The sequence below is a fragment of the Rhizobium sp. FG113 genome, from assembly GCF_057809895.1.
This window is the reverse complement of sequence record NZ_JBMDKV010000004.1, coordinates 212,668-229,142: the sequence shown is the minus strand read 5'-3', so window position 1 is coordinate 229,142 and position 16,475 is coordinate 212,668. Positions and strand designations below refer to the sequence as shown.

Annotated in this window: 18 protein-coding genes; 9 read left to right on the top strand and 9 right to left on the bottom strand. The window is 61.2% G+C overall.

Annotated features, from left to right (window positions below):
* Nucleotides 1-70 precede the first annotated feature (70 nt).
* From alr to ACODTZ_RS14120, 4 genes are all read right to left on the bottom strand, one after another.
* On the bottom strand, nucleotides 71-1,240 hold the full coding sequence (gene alr / locus ACODTZ_RS14135; protein ID WP_489026439.1) for an alanine racemase: 1,170 nt from the start codon (nucleotides 1,238-1,240) through the stop codon (nucleotides 71-73).
* Between the two features lie 83 nt (nucleotides 1,241-1,323).
* Nucleotides 1,324-1,686, bottom strand: a complete 363-nt coding sequence (locus ACODTZ_RS14130) for an HVO_A0114 family putative DNA-binding protein (protein ID WP_489026437.1) — start codon at nucleotides 1,684-1,686, stop codon at nucleotides 1,324-1,326.
* Nucleotides 1,683-2,009, bottom strand: a complete 327-nt coding sequence (locus tag ACODTZ_RS14125; protein ID WP_489026435.1) for a toxin-antitoxin system TumE family protein — start codon at nucleotides 2,007-2,009, stop codon at nucleotides 1,683-1,685. The genes ACODTZ_RS14130 and ACODTZ_RS14125 overlap by 4 nt, the downstream gene beginning before the upstream one ends.
* Nucleotides 2,010-2,023: 14 nt before the next feature.
* A complete protein-coding gene (locus ACODTZ_RS14120; RefSeq protein WP_018898765.1) occupies nucleotides 2,024-3,517 on the bottom strand; it encodes a replicative DNA helicase in 1,494 nt (497 codons plus the stop codon).
* Between the two features lie 329 nt (nucleotides 3,518-3,846).
* Here ACODTZ_RS14120 and ACODTZ_RS14115 point away from each other — a divergent pair, with 329 nt between their 5' ends.
* Genes ACODTZ_RS14115 through ACODTZ_RS14105 form a run of 3 tightly spaced genes read left to right on the top strand, consistent with a single transcriptional unit; the run spans nucleotide 3,847 to nucleotide 7,057 of the window.
* Nucleotides 3,847-4,290, top strand: coding sequence for a MarR family winged helix-turn-helix transcriptional regulator (locus ACODTZ_RS14115; protein WP_047513361.1), 444 nt, complete (start codon nucleotides 3,847-3,849; stop codon nucleotides 4,288-4,290).
* Between the two features lie 10 nt (nucleotides 4,291-4,300).
* Complete coding sequence (locus tag ACODTZ_RS14110; RefSeq protein ID WP_489026432.1) at nucleotides 4,301-5,977, top strand: MFS transporter; 1,677 nt, start codon at nucleotides 4,301-4,303, stop codon at nucleotides 5,975-5,977.
* Nucleotides 5,978-5,992: 15 nt separating this feature from the next.
* Nucleotides 5,993-7,057: an HlyD family secretion protein gene (locus tag ACODTZ_RS14105; protein ID WP_489026430.1), complete on the top strand. Its 1,065-nt coding sequence runs from the start codon at nucleotides 5,993-5,995 to the stop codon at nucleotides 7,055-7,057.
* A 77-nt stretch (nucleotides 7,058-7,134) separates the two neighbouring features.
* On the opposite strand, the gene rplI is transcribed toward ACODTZ_RS14105, so the two are convergent.
* From rplI to rpsF, 4 genes are all read right to left on the bottom strand, one after another.
* Nucleotides 7,135-7,710 (bottom strand): 50S ribosomal protein L9, encoded by a 576-nt coding sequence (rplI, locus tag ACODTZ_RS14100; protein WP_489026428.1) that lies wholly within the window; start codon nucleotides 7,708-7,710, stop codon nucleotides 7,135-7,137.
* 21 nt (nucleotides 7,711-7,731) lie between these two features.
* Nucleotides 7,732-8,718, bottom strand: a complete 987-nt coding sequence (locus tag ACODTZ_RS14095) for a YybS family protein (RefSeq protein ID WP_112941330.1) — start codon at nucleotides 8,716-8,718, stop codon at nucleotides 7,732-7,734.
* Between the two features lie 156 nt (nucleotides 8,719-8,874).
* A complete protein-coding gene (gene rpsR / locus ACODTZ_RS14090) occupies nucleotides 8,875-9,123 on the bottom strand; it encodes a 30S ribosomal protein S18 (protein ID WP_007531286.1) in 249 nt (82 codons plus the stop codon).
* A gap of 12 nt (nucleotides 9,124-9,135) precedes the next feature.
* Nucleotides 9,136-9,594, bottom strand: a complete 459-nt coding sequence (gene rpsF, locus ACODTZ_RS14085) for a 30S ribosomal protein S6 (RefSeq protein ID WP_018898759.1) — start codon at nucleotides 9,592-9,594, stop codon at nucleotides 9,136-9,138.
* 357 nt (nucleotides 9,595-9,951) lie between these two features.
* On the opposite strand from rpsF, the gene ACODTZ_RS14080 reads away from it, so the two are divergent.
* On the top strand, nucleotides 9,952-10,221 hold the full coding sequence (locus ACODTZ_RS14080) for a hypothetical protein (protein ID WP_489026425.1): 270 nt from the start codon (nucleotides 9,952-9,954) through the stop codon (nucleotides 10,219-10,221).
* Nucleotides 10,222-10,266: 45 nt separating this feature from the next.
* On the opposite strand, the gene ACODTZ_RS14075 is transcribed toward ACODTZ_RS14080, so the two are convergent.
* Nucleotides 10,267-11,310: an aldo/keto reductase gene (locus ACODTZ_RS14075; RefSeq protein WP_489026423.1), complete on the bottom strand. Its 1,044-nt coding sequence runs from the start codon at nucleotides 11,308-11,310 to the stop codon at nucleotides 10,267-10,269.
* 207 nt (nucleotides 11,311-11,517) lie between these two features.
* On the opposite strand from ACODTZ_RS14075, the gene fabD reads away from it, so the two are divergent.
* The 5 genes from fabD (at nucleotide 11,518) to mltG (ending at nucleotide 16,466) form a co-directional block, all read left to right on the top strand.
* A complete protein-coding gene (gene fabD, locus ACODTZ_RS14070; RefSeq protein WP_489026421.1) occupies nucleotides 11,518-12,462 on the top strand; it encodes an ACP S-malonyltransferase in 945 nt (314 codons plus the stop codon).
* Between the two features lie 29 nt (nucleotides 12,463-12,491).
* Nucleotides 12,492-13,229: a 3-oxoacyl-[acyl-carrier-protein] reductase gene (fabG, locus tag ACODTZ_RS14065; RefSeq protein WP_489026420.1), complete on the top strand. Its 738-nt coding sequence runs from the start codon at nucleotides 12,492-12,494 to the stop codon at nucleotides 13,227-13,229.
* A 291-nt stretch (nucleotides 13,230-13,520) separates the two neighbouring features.
* On the top strand, nucleotides 13,521-13,757 hold the full coding sequence (locus ACODTZ_RS14060) for an acyl carrier protein (RefSeq protein ID WP_003502080.1): 237 nt from the start codon (nucleotides 13,521-13,523) through the stop codon (nucleotides 13,755-13,757).
* 93 nt (nucleotides 13,758-13,850) lie between these two features.
* A complete protein-coding gene (fabF, locus tag ACODTZ_RS14055; protein ID WP_112941326.1) occupies nucleotides 13,851-15,113 on the top strand; it encodes a beta-ketoacyl-ACP synthase II in 1,263 nt (420 codons plus the stop codon).
* Nucleotides 15,114-15,230: 117 nt separating this feature from the next.
* Nucleotides 15,231-16,466 carry an endolytic transglycosylase MltG gene (gene mltG / locus ACODTZ_RS14050; protein WP_047513340.1) on the top strand — a complete coding sequence of 412 codons (1,236 nt, stop codon included), beginning with the start codon at nucleotides 15,231-15,233 and terminating at the stop codon, nucleotides 16,464-16,466.
* Nucleotides 16,467-16,475: the final 9 nt, after the last annotated feature.

Here is a 16,475-nt window from a genome sequence, read left to right as displayed (position 1 = left end):
GATCTCCTTTTGTTCTCTTTTAGCACGAAGATTTCCGGCTTCCAAGAGGCGCAGGCAGGGATTCCAAGCCCTAGCCGTCGTCCTCGCTCAGATACCGCCGCTCGTGGCGCAACCCCATGCTCGTCAGCACCTCGTAGCCGATCGTGCCCGCCGCGCGCGCGACGTCGTCGACCGAGATGTTCTTCCCGAAGAGCTCGACATAATCGCCGGCGTTCACCGCGTTCTCGGGCAGATCGGTGATGTCGAAGATCGTCATATCCATGGTCACCCGCCCAGCAATGGGGACCCTGCGTCCGGCGATGAAGCCGTGGCCGCCCTCTGGCGCCACCTGCCGCAACGGTACGCCGCCGCCGGACTGGCTGCGCAGATAGCCGTCGGCGTAGCCGGCGGAGACGATGGCGAGCCGGCTGTCGCGGGTAAGTTCCAGTGCGCGGCCATAGCCGACGCCTTGGCCGGCCTTGGCATCACGCACCTGAATGACGCGCGCCTCCGCCGTGACCACCGGTCGCATCGGATTGGCCATCCCGTTGACCGCCGCGCCGCCATAAAGCGCGATCCCCGGGCGCGTCAGGTCGAAGTGATAATCGTTGCCGAGGAAGATGCCGGCGGAGGCCGAAAGGCTTGAATCGATACCTTCATAGGCGGCGCTAACCTTGCGGAATGATTCAAGCTGTTGCCGGTTCATCGCCGAGCTCGGATCGTCGCCGCAGGCAAGGTGGCTCATGACCAGCACGGGCGCGAAACTCGCCGGACGCGACACGTCATCGGCGAGCGCGATCGCCTCGTTCATGTCGAGACCCAGCCGGTTGAAGCCGGTGTCGACATGCAGCGCGCAAGGATAGTCGCCATACTCGGCCAGCACCGCCATCCAGAAGGCAAGCTGCTCCTCCGACGATATGACCGGCACGAGATCGTTCTCGAAAAAGCGCCGCTCGGTCCCCGGCCAGATGCCTGCAAGCACGAAGATACGGGCATCGGGCGCATAGAGCCTGAGCGTCACGCCTTCATCGACCGTCGCCACGAAGAAATCCCGCGCACCGGCCAGATAAAGTGCCTCTCCGGCGTCCTCCATCCCGGTACCGTAAGCATCGGCCTTGACCACGGCTGCGGTGCGCGCCTTACCGGAACGCCGCGCCATGTCACGCCAGTTGTCGGTCAGCGCGGCCAGATCTACCGTCAGGCGCAAACCCGCGGAGGCAAAACGGTCTTCTTCTTCGTAGTCGTCTGGAAAATCGGTCATGTTTCACATCTGCAGTGGAGGCGGAGGGAGGTCTCCGCGCATTGTAAGGGTCGGATGATTACAAGGAAGAGACGGCGCTTTGCTCACGCAACGCTGCGAAGATCGAAATCGGCATGGATCACCTCATAGGGCACATGGATACGACCTTCTTCGTTGACCTCGATCAGTCCCCATTCGATCAGCGCGGTGGCATCCTCGTGCACTCGCTTGACGTCGCGGGACAGAGCGGTGGCCAAGCCGCGATAGGTCGAAGGGCCAATCGCTTGCAGGCGCTCGATCAATGTCCAGCGTTTGGGCGTGAGCACCGAGAAGAGCTGTTCGGGCGATGAGAAGGTGAAAAGGTGAGGTTGCGCTTCGCCGCTGTTCCAGGCTTTGGCGAACCCATCGATCGCGTTGCCGATCGCGGCGTCATCGTCTCTTTGAATTCGGATCGTTGCGGTGGTCATCTGCGCCGGCTCCTTCTGATGTCGACGTCTCTGCGAAAATCTTCGAGAAGTTTTTCGACGGTCGAGAACACATATGCCTCTTCATGGCCATCGAGGTGCTTGTGGTCGCCCTTGCCTCGCTCGTTGTCATACCCGACGACGCGTTGTCCGGGATCGCCATAGAAGAGGCTGTACTTGTAGCCATGAGTGCTACCCGGCACGGACCGCGTCACTTTCCAGACGACCAACTCCTGGATTGCGCCGTCCGACAACACGGATTTCGAGCGATAAAGCAGTTGCGCCCTCATGTTGGCGATAATGCCAACGCGAGGGCGCGGTGTCAAATTCGGCTCAGGCCTTACTGCTCTTCGTAATGCGTAAAGCTCGGCTCGGCCAGATCGGCGAAGCGGGTGAACTCGGACTGGAAGGCGAGCTTGACGGTGCCGGTCGGTCCGTGGCGCTGCTTGGCGATGATGACGTCGGCGGTGCCCTTCACCTTGTCGAACAGCGCTTCCCACTCCGGATATTTCGGATCGTGGATGTCGCGCGGCTCGAGGTTCTTGACGTAGTATTCCTCGCGGAACACGAAGAGCACAACGTCGGCGTCCTGCTCGATCGAGCCCGATTCACGAAGGTCGGAGAGCTGCGGGCGCTTGTCCTCGCGGCTTTCGACCTGACGCGACAGCTGCGACAGCGCGATGATCGGCACGTTCAGTTCCTTGCCGAGCGCCTTGAGGCCGGTCGTGATCTGGGTGATTTCCTGCACGCGGTTGTCGCCCTTGCCGGCGCCCGTCATCAGCTGGATGTAGTCCACTACCAGGCAATCGAGGCCGCGCTGGCGCTTCAGGCGGCGCGCGCGGGCGGATAGCTGGGCGATTGAGATACCACCGGTCTGGTCGATATAGAGCGGCACCTTCTGCATCATCATCGAGCAGGCGACGAGCTTTTCGAAGTCGGCATCGTTGATGTCGCCGCGGCGGATCTTCGACGAGGAGACTTCCGTCTGCTCGGAGATGATACGGGTGGCCAGCTGTTCGGACGACATTTCGAGTGAGTAGAAGCCGACGACGCCGCCCTGTTTCGCCTTCATGCTGCCGTCGGACTGCACTTCGCCTTCATAGGCGGCGGCGATGTTGTAGGCGATGTTGGTCGCAAGCGAGGTCTTTCCCATGCCCGGGCGTCCGGCAAGCACGATCAAGTCGGACCGCTGCAGACCACCCATCTTGCCGTCGAGCGACATGATGCCGGTCGAGATACCGGAAAGACCGCCATCGCGCTCCTTGGCGACAGCAGCCATGTCGATCGCCAGCGCCACCGCGTCGTTGAACGCCTGGAAGCCACCGTCATAGCGGCCGTTTTCGGCAAGTTCGAACAGGCGGCGCTCGGTGTCTTCGATCTGCGCCTGCGGCGGCATGTCGAGCGGCGCGTCGTATGCGATGTTGACGACGTCCTCACCGATGGTGATCAGCGCCCGGCGCAGCGCCAGATCGTAGATCGCGCGGCCATAGTCCTCGGCATTGATGATGGTGACGGCTTCGCGCGCCAGGCGGGCGAGATATTCGGAGACCGTCATGTCGCCGACCTTCTCGTCGGCCTTCAGGAAGGTCTTGATCGTCACCGGATTGGCAATCTTGCCCATGCGGATGATGTCGCCCGCAACCTCGAAGATCTTGCGGTGCAGCGGCTCGTAGAGATGCGGCGGCTTGAGGAAGTCCGACACCCGGTAATAGGCGTCGTTGTTCATCAGGATCGCGCCGAGAAGTGCCTGCTCGGCCTCGATGTTGTTGGGTGCTTCGCGGTAGTGCTGCTCCGGCTGGGCAACAGCGGCGATCTTTCGGGCGGCGTCGTTCATCTTGATCCGTTCTGTCTTATTCAGCTTCGGGTTTGCAATTCACCAACGGCAAAATCAAGTGCTGAACATGGCGTGCGGCCAAAACGCTTTGGCTTTGGCACGTTGTTCGACTTCTCCACAGCGCATCTTGCCATTACGCGAAAATACCGGCGGTGTAGCCTTCCGGACACGGTACAAAGCGACTCACGCGAATCAACGCGTTCGTGGTATTTTAGGCGTTGATAGGGGAGTGTGCATCGAGACTCTCGTCATCACCGCTTGAAAAACGCGGGAAATGACTGTAGGCGTAAAAGATATAATAAGCACACTAATTAAATGGACTGATAAATATGACAAATGCGCCTCTCGGACGAGAGTTGATTGAAGATTTGGCGGCTTTCAACCGGAAGCTTAGAGCGGTTTTCGACAAGATCGTCCGGGAACGGAACATGACGCTGCCGCGGGCGCGGGTGTTTTTCACGCTGAACAAGAAGGACGGCATCAACCAGCGGGAGCTTGCCGACCGGCTGGAACTGGAAACGCCGACATTGGTCCGTATTCTGGACGCGATGGAAGGGCAGGGCTTCGTCGAGCGCCGCGTCGCCGGCTCCGACCGTCGCGCCAAGGAGATCTACATCACCGAGACAGGCAAGGTCGTCGCCGGCGAGATCGACGACATCGCCGTAAGCGTGCGTGCCCAGGTGATATCAGGTATTCCCGAACGCGATCTGAGGACTACCTTGGATACGATACGGGCCATGCAGGCGAATTTGCAGGGCATTCGCGGAGTGTGAGGAAATAGCAATGAGCCTCGTCCAGGCGTCCAGCGACAATGTTGCGCCAAAGGCCGCGGACGAGGCGGCATCACCAGTGCCGCAGCCTGCGCCGCCGCCCGTGGTTCCGATGGCCGGCTGGAAGAAGCCTTTCTACATGGCCGCGTCGGTCCTGCTCTTCGTTACGCAGGGTCTCGGCATGAACCTTGTGAATGCCAATATCTATCAGCTCCAGGGATCGTTTTCGGCGACGGCCGCCGAGGTCTCCTGGCTGTCGGCGGCCTATATGGCGCCATATGCCAGCCTGTCGATCGCGCTCTTCAAGATCCGCACGCAATATGGCCTGAGGCGTTTCGCCGAGTTCAGCATCGTCTGCTTCGTCTTCGCCGCGGTGCTGAACCTGCTGGTGACCGACCTACACTCCGCGATCGTCGTCAGGGCGCTGAGTGGCATTGCTGCGGCGCCGATCTCCACGCTCGGCTTTCTCTACATGCTCGAGCTCTTCCCGCCGGAGCGCAAGCTTACGACAGGCATCAGCCTGGCGCTGATGTGTACGCTATTCGCCGCCCCGATCGCACGCATCATCTCGCCGCCTCTGCTTGATCTCGGCGGTTACCACGCGCTCTATACGCTGGAGATGGGACTGGCGCTGCTGGTTTTCGCTATCATCTACACCATGCCATTGACCTCGCCGCCGCGCGCGGTCGTCATCCAGCGCCTGGATTTCCTGAGTTATCTCCTGCTTGCCGTCGGTTTCGGCTGCCTCGCGGTCGTTCTCACGCTGGGGCGTCTCTACTGGTGGTTCGAAGCGCCGTGGATCGGTGTTCTTCTTGCTGTCGCCGCTGGTTGTCTGGCGCTCGTGGTGGCGATTGAGCTGCCGCGCGAAAATCCGATGCTGGATATCCGCTGGGTGCTCTCTGGCTCCAATCTCAGGATGGCGGGCGTGCTTCTGATGTTCCGCTTCGTCTCCTCTGAGCAATCGTCGACGGCCGCGAACTTCTACCAGCAGCTTGGCCTGCTCAACGATCAGACGACCAAGCTCTACGCTATCGTTCTGGTCGCCTCGGTGCTCGGCGGATTGTTTTGCACGCTGTTGATGACGACGCGCTACGTCAGCACCGCGCATTTGATATCGCTGGTGCTCATCGCGGCAGGCGCCTATCTCGACAGCCAGTCCACGAGCCTGACACGGCCGGAGCAAATGTATCTCAGCCAGGCCTTGGTCTCGGCAGGAGCGGCGATGTTCCTGCCGCCGGTGATGGCGAGCGGCTTCAAGGCGGCCATGGCCCGTGGCTATCCCTTCATCGTCAATTTCCTGGCGATCTTTCTTTTCACCCAGAGTATCGGCTCGCTCTTCGGCTCGGCAATGCTCGGAACCTTCGTCACCATCCGCGAGAAGTTCCACTCGAACGTGCTGGTCGAGCATATCCTGCTCCAGGATCCGCTGGTGGCCCAGCGCGTCTCGCAGCTTTCCGCGGGATACGGCAAGGTCATCACCGACCAGACATTGCTCAACGCCGAAGGGCTGGCATTGCTGTCGCAGCAGGTCACGCGCGAAGCCTATACGCTTGCCTATAACGACACCTTCCTCGCAATTTGCGTGGCGTCTCTTCTCGGTCTCCTGGTCATGCTTCTTCATCAGGCATGGCTGCGCCTCTCCGAGCGCCGGACCGCCGAGCCGAATGCTTCCGCAGCCGTTCAATCCTGATCACGAGTTCACCGCATGTCGAAATTCTTCCGGTCGCCTGCCAGCCTCATCGCCATTATCGCCGGTATCGCGGGCATCCTGCTCGTGCTTTACGCCTGGCGGCTGCCGCCCTTCGTGACGTCGGTCGAGACCACCGACAACGCCTATATCAGGGGCTACGTGACGATCATGAGCCCGCAGGTGAATGGTTACATCGTCGATGTTCCGGTGAAGGACTACCAGCAGGTCAAGCAGGGAGACGTGCTGGCCAAGATCGACGACCGCATCTACGCGCAGAAGCTGGCCCAGGCCCGCTCGGCGCTTGAGGGGCAGAAGGCATCGCTTGAGAACTCCCGCCAGTCGGAGCTGTCGGCGAAAGCGACCATCGCCTCCAGCCAGGCGCAGATCGATAGCGCCAATGCCTCGCTGAAGCGCGCGCAGCTTGCCTGGGATCGCATCAGCAACCTCAACGACAGGGGCATTGCCTCGGCAAGCGAATCCGAGCAGGCGCAGGCGACGCTCGAGGAAGCGAAGGCCGCGTTGAACCAGGCGGAGTCGGCGCTTGAAGTGTCGAAGCAGAACCTGGCGACCATCATCGTCAATCGCTCCCTGTTGGAGGCCAACGTGGCAAGCGCGGAAGCGACGGTGCATCTGGCTGAGATCGATCTCCAGAACACGTCGATCCTCGCGCCACGCGACGGCCATCTCGGGGAGATCGGCGTTCGCCTCGGCCAGTACGTGGCGGTAGGCACGCAATTGATGGCAGTGGTGCCGGAAGAGGTCTGGGTCGTCGCCAATTTCAAGGAGACGCAGCTTGAGGGCATGCAGGTCGGTCAGCCTGTCTCGATCGTGGTCGATGCCTTGGGTCGTCAGCGGCTCACCGGCCGCATCGAGCGCTTCTCGCCCGCAGCAGGCTCCGAATTCGCGGTGATCAAGGCCGACAACGCCACCGGCAATTTCGTCAAGATCGCCCAGCGTGTCGGCGTTCGCATCAGTATCGATCCCGACCAGCCGGCCGCCAAGAACCTCGGGCCGGGCCTCTCGGTTGTCGTCAGCGTCGACAAGAGCGCGGAACCCGAGCAGAAGACGGCGGCGAACTAATTTCCATTGAATAGCGGACAGCAAAAAGCCGGGCGCGAGGCCCGGCTTTCGCATTCTGGAGATTGCTCTCCCGAACCTTATTCGTCTTCGGCGTTGCCGTCGGCTTCCGGATCGAAGAAGTCTTCCGGACGCAGAGCGTCTTCGTCGACGCCGTAGATGGCGTCAATCGACGTCAGGGTTTCGCCCTTGGCCTGGCGCTCAGCTTCGTCAGCCGAACGAGCAACGTTGAGCTCGATCTTGATTTCGACTTCAGCATGCAGCTGCAGTTCAACCTGGTGCAGACCGATCGTCTTGATCGGGGTGTTCAGGTGAACCTGGTTGCGGCCGATGTTGAAGCCTTCGGCAGCCAGGATTTCAACGACGTCGCGAGCAGCGACCGAGCCGTACATCTGGCCGGTTTCGCCAGCCGAACGAACGACGATGAAGGACTTGCCTTCGAGAGCGTCGGCAACGGTCTGTGCTTCCGACTTGCGCTCGAGGTTGCGGGCTTCGAGCGTTGCGCGCTCGGATTCGAAGCGCTTCTTGTTGGCGTCGTTGGCGCGCAGAGCCTTGCCGAGCGGCAGCAGGTAGTTACGGGCAAAGCCGTCCTTGACCTTTACCACTTCGCCCATCTGGCCGAGCTTGGAGATGCGTTCGAGAAGAATGACGTCCATGTCAGTTTTCCTTTCGTGTTCCTAGAGTTTCGAATCTGTCTGTTTGGGGGCATCAGCATCCTTGTTCGGGGTGAGCGCGATCGCCTTGCGGGTATCGCTGAGCCCCAGAACGAGGATGAAAAAGGCTGGCAGCATCAACATGAGAGATGCCAGGTAGCAGAGGATAAGCGCCGGCAGGCGCCATTCCTTGCCGCGCGTGCGAAAATGCAGCGCGGCGAAACCGGAGAGAAGGAAGCCGGCACCGAACGTGCCGACGACGGTTGCTCCGACCATCGCCGGGATGCCGCCCAGAAAGGTTGCGGCAAGCCCGAGAAGGAAGATGAAGATCGTGTTGCGGTTCATCCGGAGCGAGGAGGGGATATCCTCGCGCGGACGAAGACCGCCGCCGGATGCAGCAACGATGCGCGTCGCGATGTAATAGGCGGCAAACAGCATCACCACCCACATGCCGCCCTGAATGGCCGGCAGGAGCAGGAGAACGAGCGACTTGGTCTGCGCGATCACGGCCGCGTCTGGCGCGAAATCGGACTGCTGCTGCGCCACCGAGGTGAAGAGCACGTCGACCAGACGGTCGATCAGTTCGGGGCCATAGCCAATCATCACGCCGACGACGATGACGGCGAACGTCACGAGGCCGCAAAGATGCAGCAGGATATCCGACAGCGGATACCACGCCATCAGATGATCGGGGCCGCCGAGTTCGGAAGCGGGGCGCGCGAGATTGGCGAGATGGCTGATCCAGCCTGCCGGCAGAAGCGTGACCAGCGTCATCATCAGCGCGAAGGACGGCGAGATGGCGATCGCGCCGAGGACGGCGGCGGTAACGACGGCCGAGATCGCCGCCATGTTGCCCCAGCCGAGGCCGACAAGAAGAATGGGAAGCGCGGAAGCCGCGTAGAGAACAGCACTGAAAGACGACGGCTGCCGGCCAGCGCCCAGCACCAGAAGTGCGGCGACGAACCCGGCGAGGGCTCCAACGCCCAGCATTTTTGCATTCAGTGGTTTCACGGTCGCTGTCCTGCTTCATCAAGCAGTTAGAGGGCGTTTTCTGAATCAGTTTCAGAAAGGCCTCAACATGGGTTTTAAGGGTTCCGATCCGCGCCCATCGCGAAAGGGAGAAGGGAAGGCATTGCTGCCTTCCCTCGATTTGGTCTCGTCAGCTGATTAAGCGACGACGTACGGCAGCAGGCCGAGGAAACGAGCGCGCTTGATCGCCTGAGCGAGTTCGCGCTGCTTCTTCTGCGAAACAGCCGTGATACGGGAAGGAACGATCTTGCCGCGCTCGGAAATGTAGCGCTGCAGGAGGCGAACGTCCTTGTAGTCGATGCGCGGAGCGTTTGCGCCGGAGAACGGGCAAGTCTTGCGACGACGGTGGAACGGACGACGTACCGGTGCGGAGGAAGATTCAGACATTCTCAGTTCTCCTTATGCACGGTCTTCGCGCGGGGCGCGATCAGGACGCGGGCCACGCTGGAAGTCGCCATCACGACGCGGCGGACGATCGCCGAATTCGCGACGCGGGCCACGGTCGGCGCCATCACGCGGGCCGCGGTCGTCGCGGTCGCGCTTCTGCATCATGGCAGACGGGCCTTCTTCGTGAGCTTCAACAGCGATGGTCATGTAGCGAAGGACGTCTTCGCTGATGCGCATCTGACGTTCCATTTCCTGCACGGCAGCAGCCGGGGCGTCGATGTCGACGAGAACGTAGTGAGCCTTGCGGTTCTTCTTGATGCGGTAGGTCAGGGACTTGAGGCCCCAGTTTTCTACGCGCCCGACCTTACCGCCGTTAGCTTCGAGTACGCCCTTGTACTGTTCTACGAGGGCTTCTACCTGCTGAGCGGAAATATCCTGTCGGGCAAGGAATACATGTTCATAAAGAGCCATGACAGCTTTGCCTTTCTTGCGTTTATTCAACCCGATATTCGGCGGCTAAGCCTCAACGACTGCTCCTGATTGGGTAGACCCAGGCAAGAAAAGCGTTCCGAGACGGTCGAGAGCGGAGACACGGGAGGCTGGAACGCTTCCGTTCCGAACGATTTCCCGTGGGAAACCGGCCCTCCGTTCAGCCACCAGCCAGAAGACCGGGTTTTGCGAACAGGGCGGCTTATACGGATTTTTCAGGAGAACGCAAGGGGCGGGAGCCGCAAGCTGCGCGCGGACGCTATTTTGGTGTGCCTGTGTTGTCGTTTCCATCAGTGGGTGTATAACGTATTGCGTGTATAAAATATACAATACAACCAAATGCAACCGCGATACGTTTTCGAGTTCACCCAGAGCGCATGGGCGAACAACACGGACTTCCAGATACCCAACACCGGCGTCGACCCTGTCATCGGCCAGCAGCCGAACGGTCCCGGAGACATAACTTGGACGGATGCCAGGACAGCGTCGACTGCACCGTTTGACTTCAAGACCGCCGTCAAGCTGATGGGTGGCGCATATTTCTTCGCCCCGTCAATCAGTTTTCTGCAGCGTGGCCAACCGACCGCTGCCGGTGCTGTAATAGCGTGATGAAGCCGGGCGCCTTGAAAGCAAGGCGCCCGGTACACTCTAGCCTCAGATCGGCATCGGATATTCCCGATGCACCTTCTCGATCTCTGCCAGTACCTCGCTCGACAGCTTGATGCCGGCCGCGTCGATATCGGTCGTCAGCTGCGCCATGGTCGTCGCGCCGATGATCGCCGAGGTCATGAAGCGGCGCGTCAGGCAGAATGCGATGGCCATGGCGGAAGGATCAAGCCCGTGGCGCTTGGCGATCTCCACGTAAGCCTTGGTCGGCGCTTCCTGCAGCGGCTGCAGGCGTCCGCCGATGTCGCCGTTGATCGAGCCGCGCGATCCCTCGGGCTTGCCGCCGCCGATGTATTTGCCACTCAGGATGCCGCCGGCGAGCGGCGAGTAGGCCAGCAGGCCCACATCTTCATGGTGCGACATTTCCGCCATGTCGAGATCGTAGTGGCGATAGAGCAGGTTGTACTCGTTCTGGATGCTGACGACGCGCGGCAGGCCAAGCTGCTCGGCGATCGTGAGATACTTCTGCGTGCCCCAGGTCGTCTCGTTGGAAAGGCCGATCGCGCGGATCTTGCCTTCCTTCACCAGTGCGCCCACCGTCTCGAGAATATCGGTGATGTTGGCGACAGCCTTGGCGCGGTCCTGCTTGAAGGGGTCGTAGTGCCAGTTCTGACGGAAGTGGAAGTGACCGCGAACCGGCCAATGGATCTGGTAGAGATCGATATAGTCGGTCTTCAGCCGCTTCAGGCTGGCTTCGATTGCCAGGCGGATATTCTTGGCATCAGCGCCTTCGCCGCCGCGAATATAGGCGCGCCCGGGGCCGGCGACCTTGGTGGCGAGCACGACATCCTTGCGCTTTCCGGTCTTTTCGAGCCAGGTGCCAATGTAGTCTTCGGTCAGGCCCTGCGTTTCCGGGGAAAGCGGCGTGGTCGGATAGAGTTCGGCGGTGTCGAAGAAGTTGACGCCCTTTTCGAACGCATAGTCCATCTGGCCGTGCGCTTCGGCTTCGGAGTTCTGCGAACCCCAGGTCATCGTGCCCAAGCAGATTTCGGACACCGAGATATCGGTGCGACCAAGTTTCTTGTGTTTCATTCGGGAGCCTTAATCGTGATCTTAAAAGAATGAGGTCTTTGAAGGACGGCGCGAATTTAGGCCGGAATTGAGCAAGCGCAAGAGCAAATCTGCGGCTTTGTTGCAGTCGCGAAAGCCTTGGAACGCAGGCCCCCGGCACTTGACTCTCGGGGAAAGAATGTCAATTGGAGGCGAAATGACCGCGGGTCCATATAAAAAGGACATAGGATGACCATCGCTTTCACGTTCCCTGGCCAGGGCAGTCAGGCCGTCGGCATGGGCAAGGATCTTGCCGAGAATTTCGCCGAGGCGCGCGCCGTTTTTGCAGAGGTCGACGACGCTCTCGGCGAGAAGCTGTCCGAGACCATGTTCAACGGTCCGGAAGAGACGCTGACGTTGACCGCCAATGCGCAGCCGGCGCTGATGGCCGTGTCGATGGCCGTCATCCGCGTGCTCGAAGCCAAGGGCGTCGATCTCAAGGCCAAGGTCTCCTACGTCGCCGGCCACTCGCTCGGCGAATACTCCGCTCTCTGTGCCGCCGGCATGTTCTCGATTGCCGACACCGCGCGCCTCCTGCGCATTCGCGGCAACGCGATGCAGGCTGCCGTCCCCGTTGGCGTCGGCGCCATGGCTGCGATCATCGGCCTCGAACATGCCGACGTGATCGCCGTCTGCGAGCAAGCCTCGGCTCTCGGCGCCTGCCAGATCGCCAACGACAATGGCGGCGGCCAGATCGTGATTTCGGGCGAGAAGGCGCCGGTCGAAAAGGCCGCTGCCATCGCGACTGAAAAGGGCGCCAAGCGCGCCATCCTGCTGCCGGTCTCAGCACCCTTCCATTCCGCGCTGATGGCGCCGGCGGCTGACGCGATGCGCGAAGCGCTGGCAGGTGTCGCGAAGTCGAACCCGGTCGTGCCCGTCATCGCCAACGTGCGCGCCGCGCCCGTCACCGACGCTGACGAAATTGCCAAGCTGCTGGTCGAACAGGTCACCGGCCAGGTTCGCTGGCGCGAAACGGTTGAATGGTTCGCGGCAAACGGCGTCACCACGCTTTACGAACTCGGCGCCGGCAAGGTCCTGACCGGCCTCGCGCGCCGCATCGACAAGAACGTGACCGGCGTCTCGGTCAACACACCGGCTGATATCGACGCGGCCGTTGCCGCTCTTCTGGCCTGATTGATTTAACGATTACAAGGAATTCTTCCATGCTCGATCTCTCCGGCCGCAAGGCTCTGGTAACTGGTGCCTCTGGCGGCATCGGCGAAGAAATCGCCCGCATCCTGCACAAGCAGGGCGCTATCGTCGGCCTGCACGGCACCCGCGTTGAAAAGCTCAAGGCGCTGGCCAATGAACTCGGCGACCGCGTCAAGATCTTCCCGGCGAACCTTGCCGATCGGGACGAAGTCAAGGCGCTCGGCGTCAAGGCCGAAGCCGAACTCGACGGCGTCGACATCCTCGTCAACAACGCCGGCATCACCAAGGATGGCCTCTTCGTGCGCATGTCGGACGAGGACTGGGACAGCGTCATCGAAGTCAACCTGACCTCGATGTTCCGCCTGACCCGCGAGCTGACGCATCCGATGATGCGCCGCCGCTACGGCCGCATCATCAACATCACCTCGATCGTCGGCGTCACCGGCAATCCGGGCCAGGCAAACTACTGCGCCTCCAAGGCCGGCATGATCGGCTTCACCAAGTCGCTTGCCCAGGAGATCGCGACCCGCAACGTGACGGTCAACTGCGTGGCCCCGGGCTTCATCGAAAGCGCGATGACGGGCAAGCTGAACGACAAGCAGAAGGACGCGATCATGGGCGCGATCCCGATGAAGCGCATGGGCACCGGTGCCGAAGTGGCCTCCGCTGTTGCTTACCTGGCTTCGTCGGAAGCGGCCTACATGACGGGCCAGACTTTGCATGTAAATGGCGGCATGGCCATGATCTGAAACGGAAAACTGGCTTTCGGGCCGTTTTTCCCCGCAATAGCCTGTTCACCAACCCTATGGGGTTGATTTTCTGGCTTTGCGGCAGACATAAACCGTGTTAATCGGGCCATGACTGTGAACAGTCTCCCGAGAAAGAAGACGGACCGGCGGGCTTTCCAAGCAAGCCTGGGACATCTCTGGTAGCCGGGTACAACGAGTTTGCCGAAGGTGGCTTTAGGGCGCCGCAGGCTGAAACAGGGTAGGGTGCCATAAAGGCTCTCTGATCAGGATTATAAGGTCGAGGAAACCGACATGAGCGATATCGCAGAACGCGTAAAGAAAATTGTTATTGATCATCTTGGCGTCGACGCCGACAAGGTTGTCGAAGGCGCAAGCTTCATCGACGATCTGGGTGCTGACTCGCTCGACACCGTCGAACTGGTCATGGCGTTCGAAGAAGAATTCGGCGTTGAAATTCCTGACGACGCTGCGGACTCGATCCTGACGGTCGGCGACGCCGTTAAGTTTATCGAAAAGGCCCAGGCTTAATCCTGAGCACTTTAGAAAGGGCGGACCCGGAGTCCGCCCTTTTTATTTCTGGCATGGTCTCCATAGAACACAAAAGGCGGGGGAATGCAGTCGATGAGACGGGTGGTTATTACGGGCACTGGCATGGTGTCTCCCTTGGGATGCGGCACGGAAGTGACCTGGGCTCGCCTGCTGGCGGGTGAAAACGGCGCACGCCTCGTGACCGAGTTCGAAGTCGATGACCTTCCGGCCAAGATCGCATGCCGTATTCCCGTCGGCGATGGCACCGGCGGCACCTTCAATCAGGATGATTGGATGGAGCCCAAGGAACAGCGCAAGGTCGATCCCTTCATCATCTATGGCATGGCCGCGGCCGACATGGCGCTCAACGATGCCAACTGGCATCCCGAGAGCGACGAAGACCAGATTGCCACCGGCGTCCTCATCGGCTCCGGCATTGGCGGCATCGAAGGCATCGTCGAGGCAGGCTACACGCTGCGTGACAAGGGCCCGCGCCGCATTTCTCCTTTCTTCATTCCAGGCCGTCTGATCAACCTCGTATCCGGCCAGGTCTCGATCCGTCACAAGCTGCGCGGACCGAACCACTCCGTCGTCACCGCCTGCTCGACCGGCGCGCACGCCATTGGCGATGCTGCCCGTCTGATCGCTTTCGGCGATGCCGATGTCATGGTCGCCGGCGGCACCGAATCGCCGGTCAGCCGCATCTCGCTCGCCGGTTTCGCGGCCTGCAAGGCGCTGTCCACGCAGCACAACGACGACCCCACCAAGGCCTCGCGCCCCTACGACAAGGACCGTGACGGCTTCGTCATGGGCGAGGGCGCCGGCATAGTCGTTCTCGAAGAGCTCGAACATGCCCTGGCGCGCGGCGCACGGATTTACGCTGAAGTCGTCGGCTACGGCCTGTCGGGCGACGCCTACCACATCACCGCGCCGTCGGAAGACGGCGAGGGCGCCGGCCGCTGCATGGCGATGGCGCTGAAGCGCGCTGGCCTGACGCCCGCCGACATCGACTATATCAATGCGCACGGCACATCGACCATGGCCGACACGATCGAGCTCGGCGCCGTCGAGCGCTTGGTTGGCGATGCCGCGTCGAAGATCTCCATGTCCTCGACCAAGTCCGCTACCGGCCATCTTCTGGGTGCTGCCGGCGCCATCGAGGCGATCTTCGCGACGCTGTCGATCCGCGACAACGTCGTGCCGCCGACGCTCAATCTCGACAACCCCGAGCGCGAGACGAAGATCGATCTCGTCCCGCACAAGGCGCGTCAACGGGAAGTGAACGTGGCGCTGTCGAATTCCTTCGGATTCGGCGGTACAAACGCATCGCTGGTGCTGCGCCGCTACGTCGCCTGAGACTGACCCACGACGTCCGCAACGGGCAGGGCAGTCCGATCCGATGGCTGCCCACCCGCATTTCGCCGCATTGCTTCGCAAGAAGCAGCTTTTGGGGCCAAATTTAGAGGATTGCCGGTGAGCGATACGAACCAGAGCAACGACACGACCGGCCAGCAGGGCCAGCAGTCGCAGAGTGGCCCGATCATTCCGAAATCGCCAACCGAAGCGCTGCGCCCGGAGCGCGTGCCGGAGCCGCCGAAGCGCTCCAAGAAGGCCAGAAGCCAGGTCGTCATTTTCCTGAACTTCCTGATGACGTTGGTGGTGCTCGGCTGCGCCGCCGCCGTCGTCGTCTTCTACTATGCGATTTCCACCTACCAGAGCCCCGGTCCGCTGGAGGCCAACACCAATTTCATCGTGCGCAACGGCGCAGGGATCACCGAGATCGCGTTCAATCTCGAGCGTAACAACATCATCTCCGATGGCCGCGTCTTCCGCTATCTCACCGCCACCCATCTGAACGATGGCGAAAGCCTCAAGGCCGGTGAGTATGAAATCAAGGCGCATGCCTCGATGAACGAGATCATGGAACTGCTGAAATCCGGCAAGTCCATCCTCTATTCGATCTCCTTCCCCGAGGGCCTCAGCGTCCGCCAGATGTTCAACCGCATGAACGAGGACCAGGTACTGGAAGGTGACCTGCCGACCGTCCTGCCAGCGGAGGGCAGCCTGCGCCCCGATACCTACAAGTTCTCGCGCGGCACCAAGCGCGCCGAGATCATCGAGCAGATGGCCGCTGCCCAGCAGAAGCTCGTGGACCAGATCTGGGACAAGCGCGATCCCTCGCTGCCCTTCAAGTCGAAGGACGAGATGATCGTTCTCGCTTCCATCGTCGAAAAGGAAACCGGCGTTCCAGACGAGCGCGCCCATGTGGCCTCGGTTTTCCTTAATCGTCTCGGCAAGGGCATGCGCCTGCAGTCGGACCCGACGATTATCTATGGATTGTTCGGCGGCGACGGCAAGCCGGCCGACCGGCCGATCTACCAGTCGGACCTGAAGAAAGAGACGCCTTTCAACACCTACGTGATCAAGGGGTTGCCGCCGACGCCGATCGCCAATCCCGGCCGCGATGCGCTGGAAGCTGTCGCCAATCCGTGGAAGACGCAGGACCTCTACTTCGTGGCCGACGGCACGGGGGGGCATGTCTTCGCCGCCACGCTTGAGGACCACAACGCCAATGTCCGGCGCTGGCGCAAGCTGGAAGCAGACAAGGGCGCCGATCCGAATATCGCGGTCGACGGGCAGCCCGATGCGGCAACGCCCGCCGATGCGCCGGCAGCGCCTGCTCCGGCTCCGAAGAAAAAGAGAAACTGACATTATCGG

Excerpts from the sequence above, each read along its gene's own strand:
- alr (WP_489026439.1), bottom strand. The coding sequence starts at position 1,240 with ATGACCGATTTTCCAGACGACTACGAAGAAGAAGACCGTTTTGCCTCC.
- ACODTZ_RS14130 (WP_489026437.1), bottom strand. The coding sequence starts at position 1,686 with ATGACCACCGCAACGATCCGAATTCAAAGAGACGATGACGCCGCGATC.
- ACODTZ_RS14120 (WP_018898765.1), bottom strand. The coding sequence starts at position 3,517 with ATGAACGACGCCGCCCGAAAGATCGCCGCTGTTGCCCAGCCGGAGCAG.
- ACODTZ_RS14115 (WP_047513361.1), top strand. The coding sequence starts at position 3,847 with ATGACAAATGCGCCTCTCGGACGAGAGTTGATTGAAGATTTGGCGGCT.
- ACODTZ_RS14110 (WP_489026432.1), top strand. The coding sequence starts at position 4,301 with ATGAGCCTCGTCCAGGCGTCCAGCGACAATGTTGCGCCAAAGGCCGCG.
- ACODTZ_RS14105 (WP_489026430.1), top strand. The coding sequence starts at position 5,993 with ATGTCGAAATTCTTCCGGTCGCCTGCCAGCCTCATCGCCATTATCGCC.
- rplI (WP_489026428.1), bottom strand. The coding sequence starts at position 7,710 with ATGGACGTCATTCTTCTCGAACGCATCTCCAAGCTCGGCCAGATGGGC.
- rpsR (WP_007531286.1), bottom strand. The coding sequence starts at position 9,123 with ATGTCTGAATCTTCCTCCGCACCGGTACGTCGTCCGTTCCACCGTCGT.
- rpsF (WP_018898759.1), bottom strand. The coding sequence starts at position 9,594 with ATGGCTCTTTATGAACATGTATTCCTTGCCCGACAGGATATTTCCGCT.
- ACODTZ_RS14080 (WP_489026425.1), top strand. The coding sequence starts at position 9,952 with ATGCAACCGCGATACGTTTTCGAGTTCACCCAGAGCGCATGGGCGAAC.
- ACODTZ_RS14075 (WP_489026423.1), bottom strand. The coding sequence starts at position 11,310 with ATGAAACACAAGAAACTTGGTCGCACCGATATCTCGGTGTCCGAAATC.
- fabD (WP_489026421.1), top strand. The coding sequence starts at position 11,518 with ATGACCATCGCTTTCACGTTCCCTGGCCAGGGCAGTCAGGCCGTCGGC.
- fabG (WP_489026420.1), top strand. The coding sequence starts at position 12,492 with ATGCTCGATCTCTCCGGCCGCAAGGCTCTGGTAACTGGTGCCTCTGGC.
- ACODTZ_RS14060 (WP_003502080.1), top strand. The coding sequence starts at position 13,521 with ATGAGCGATATCGCAGAACGCGTAAAGAAAATTGTTATTGATCATCTT.
- fabF (WP_112941326.1), top strand. The coding sequence starts at position 13,851 with ATGAGACGGGTGGTTATTACGGGCACTGGCATGGTGTCTCCCTTGGGA.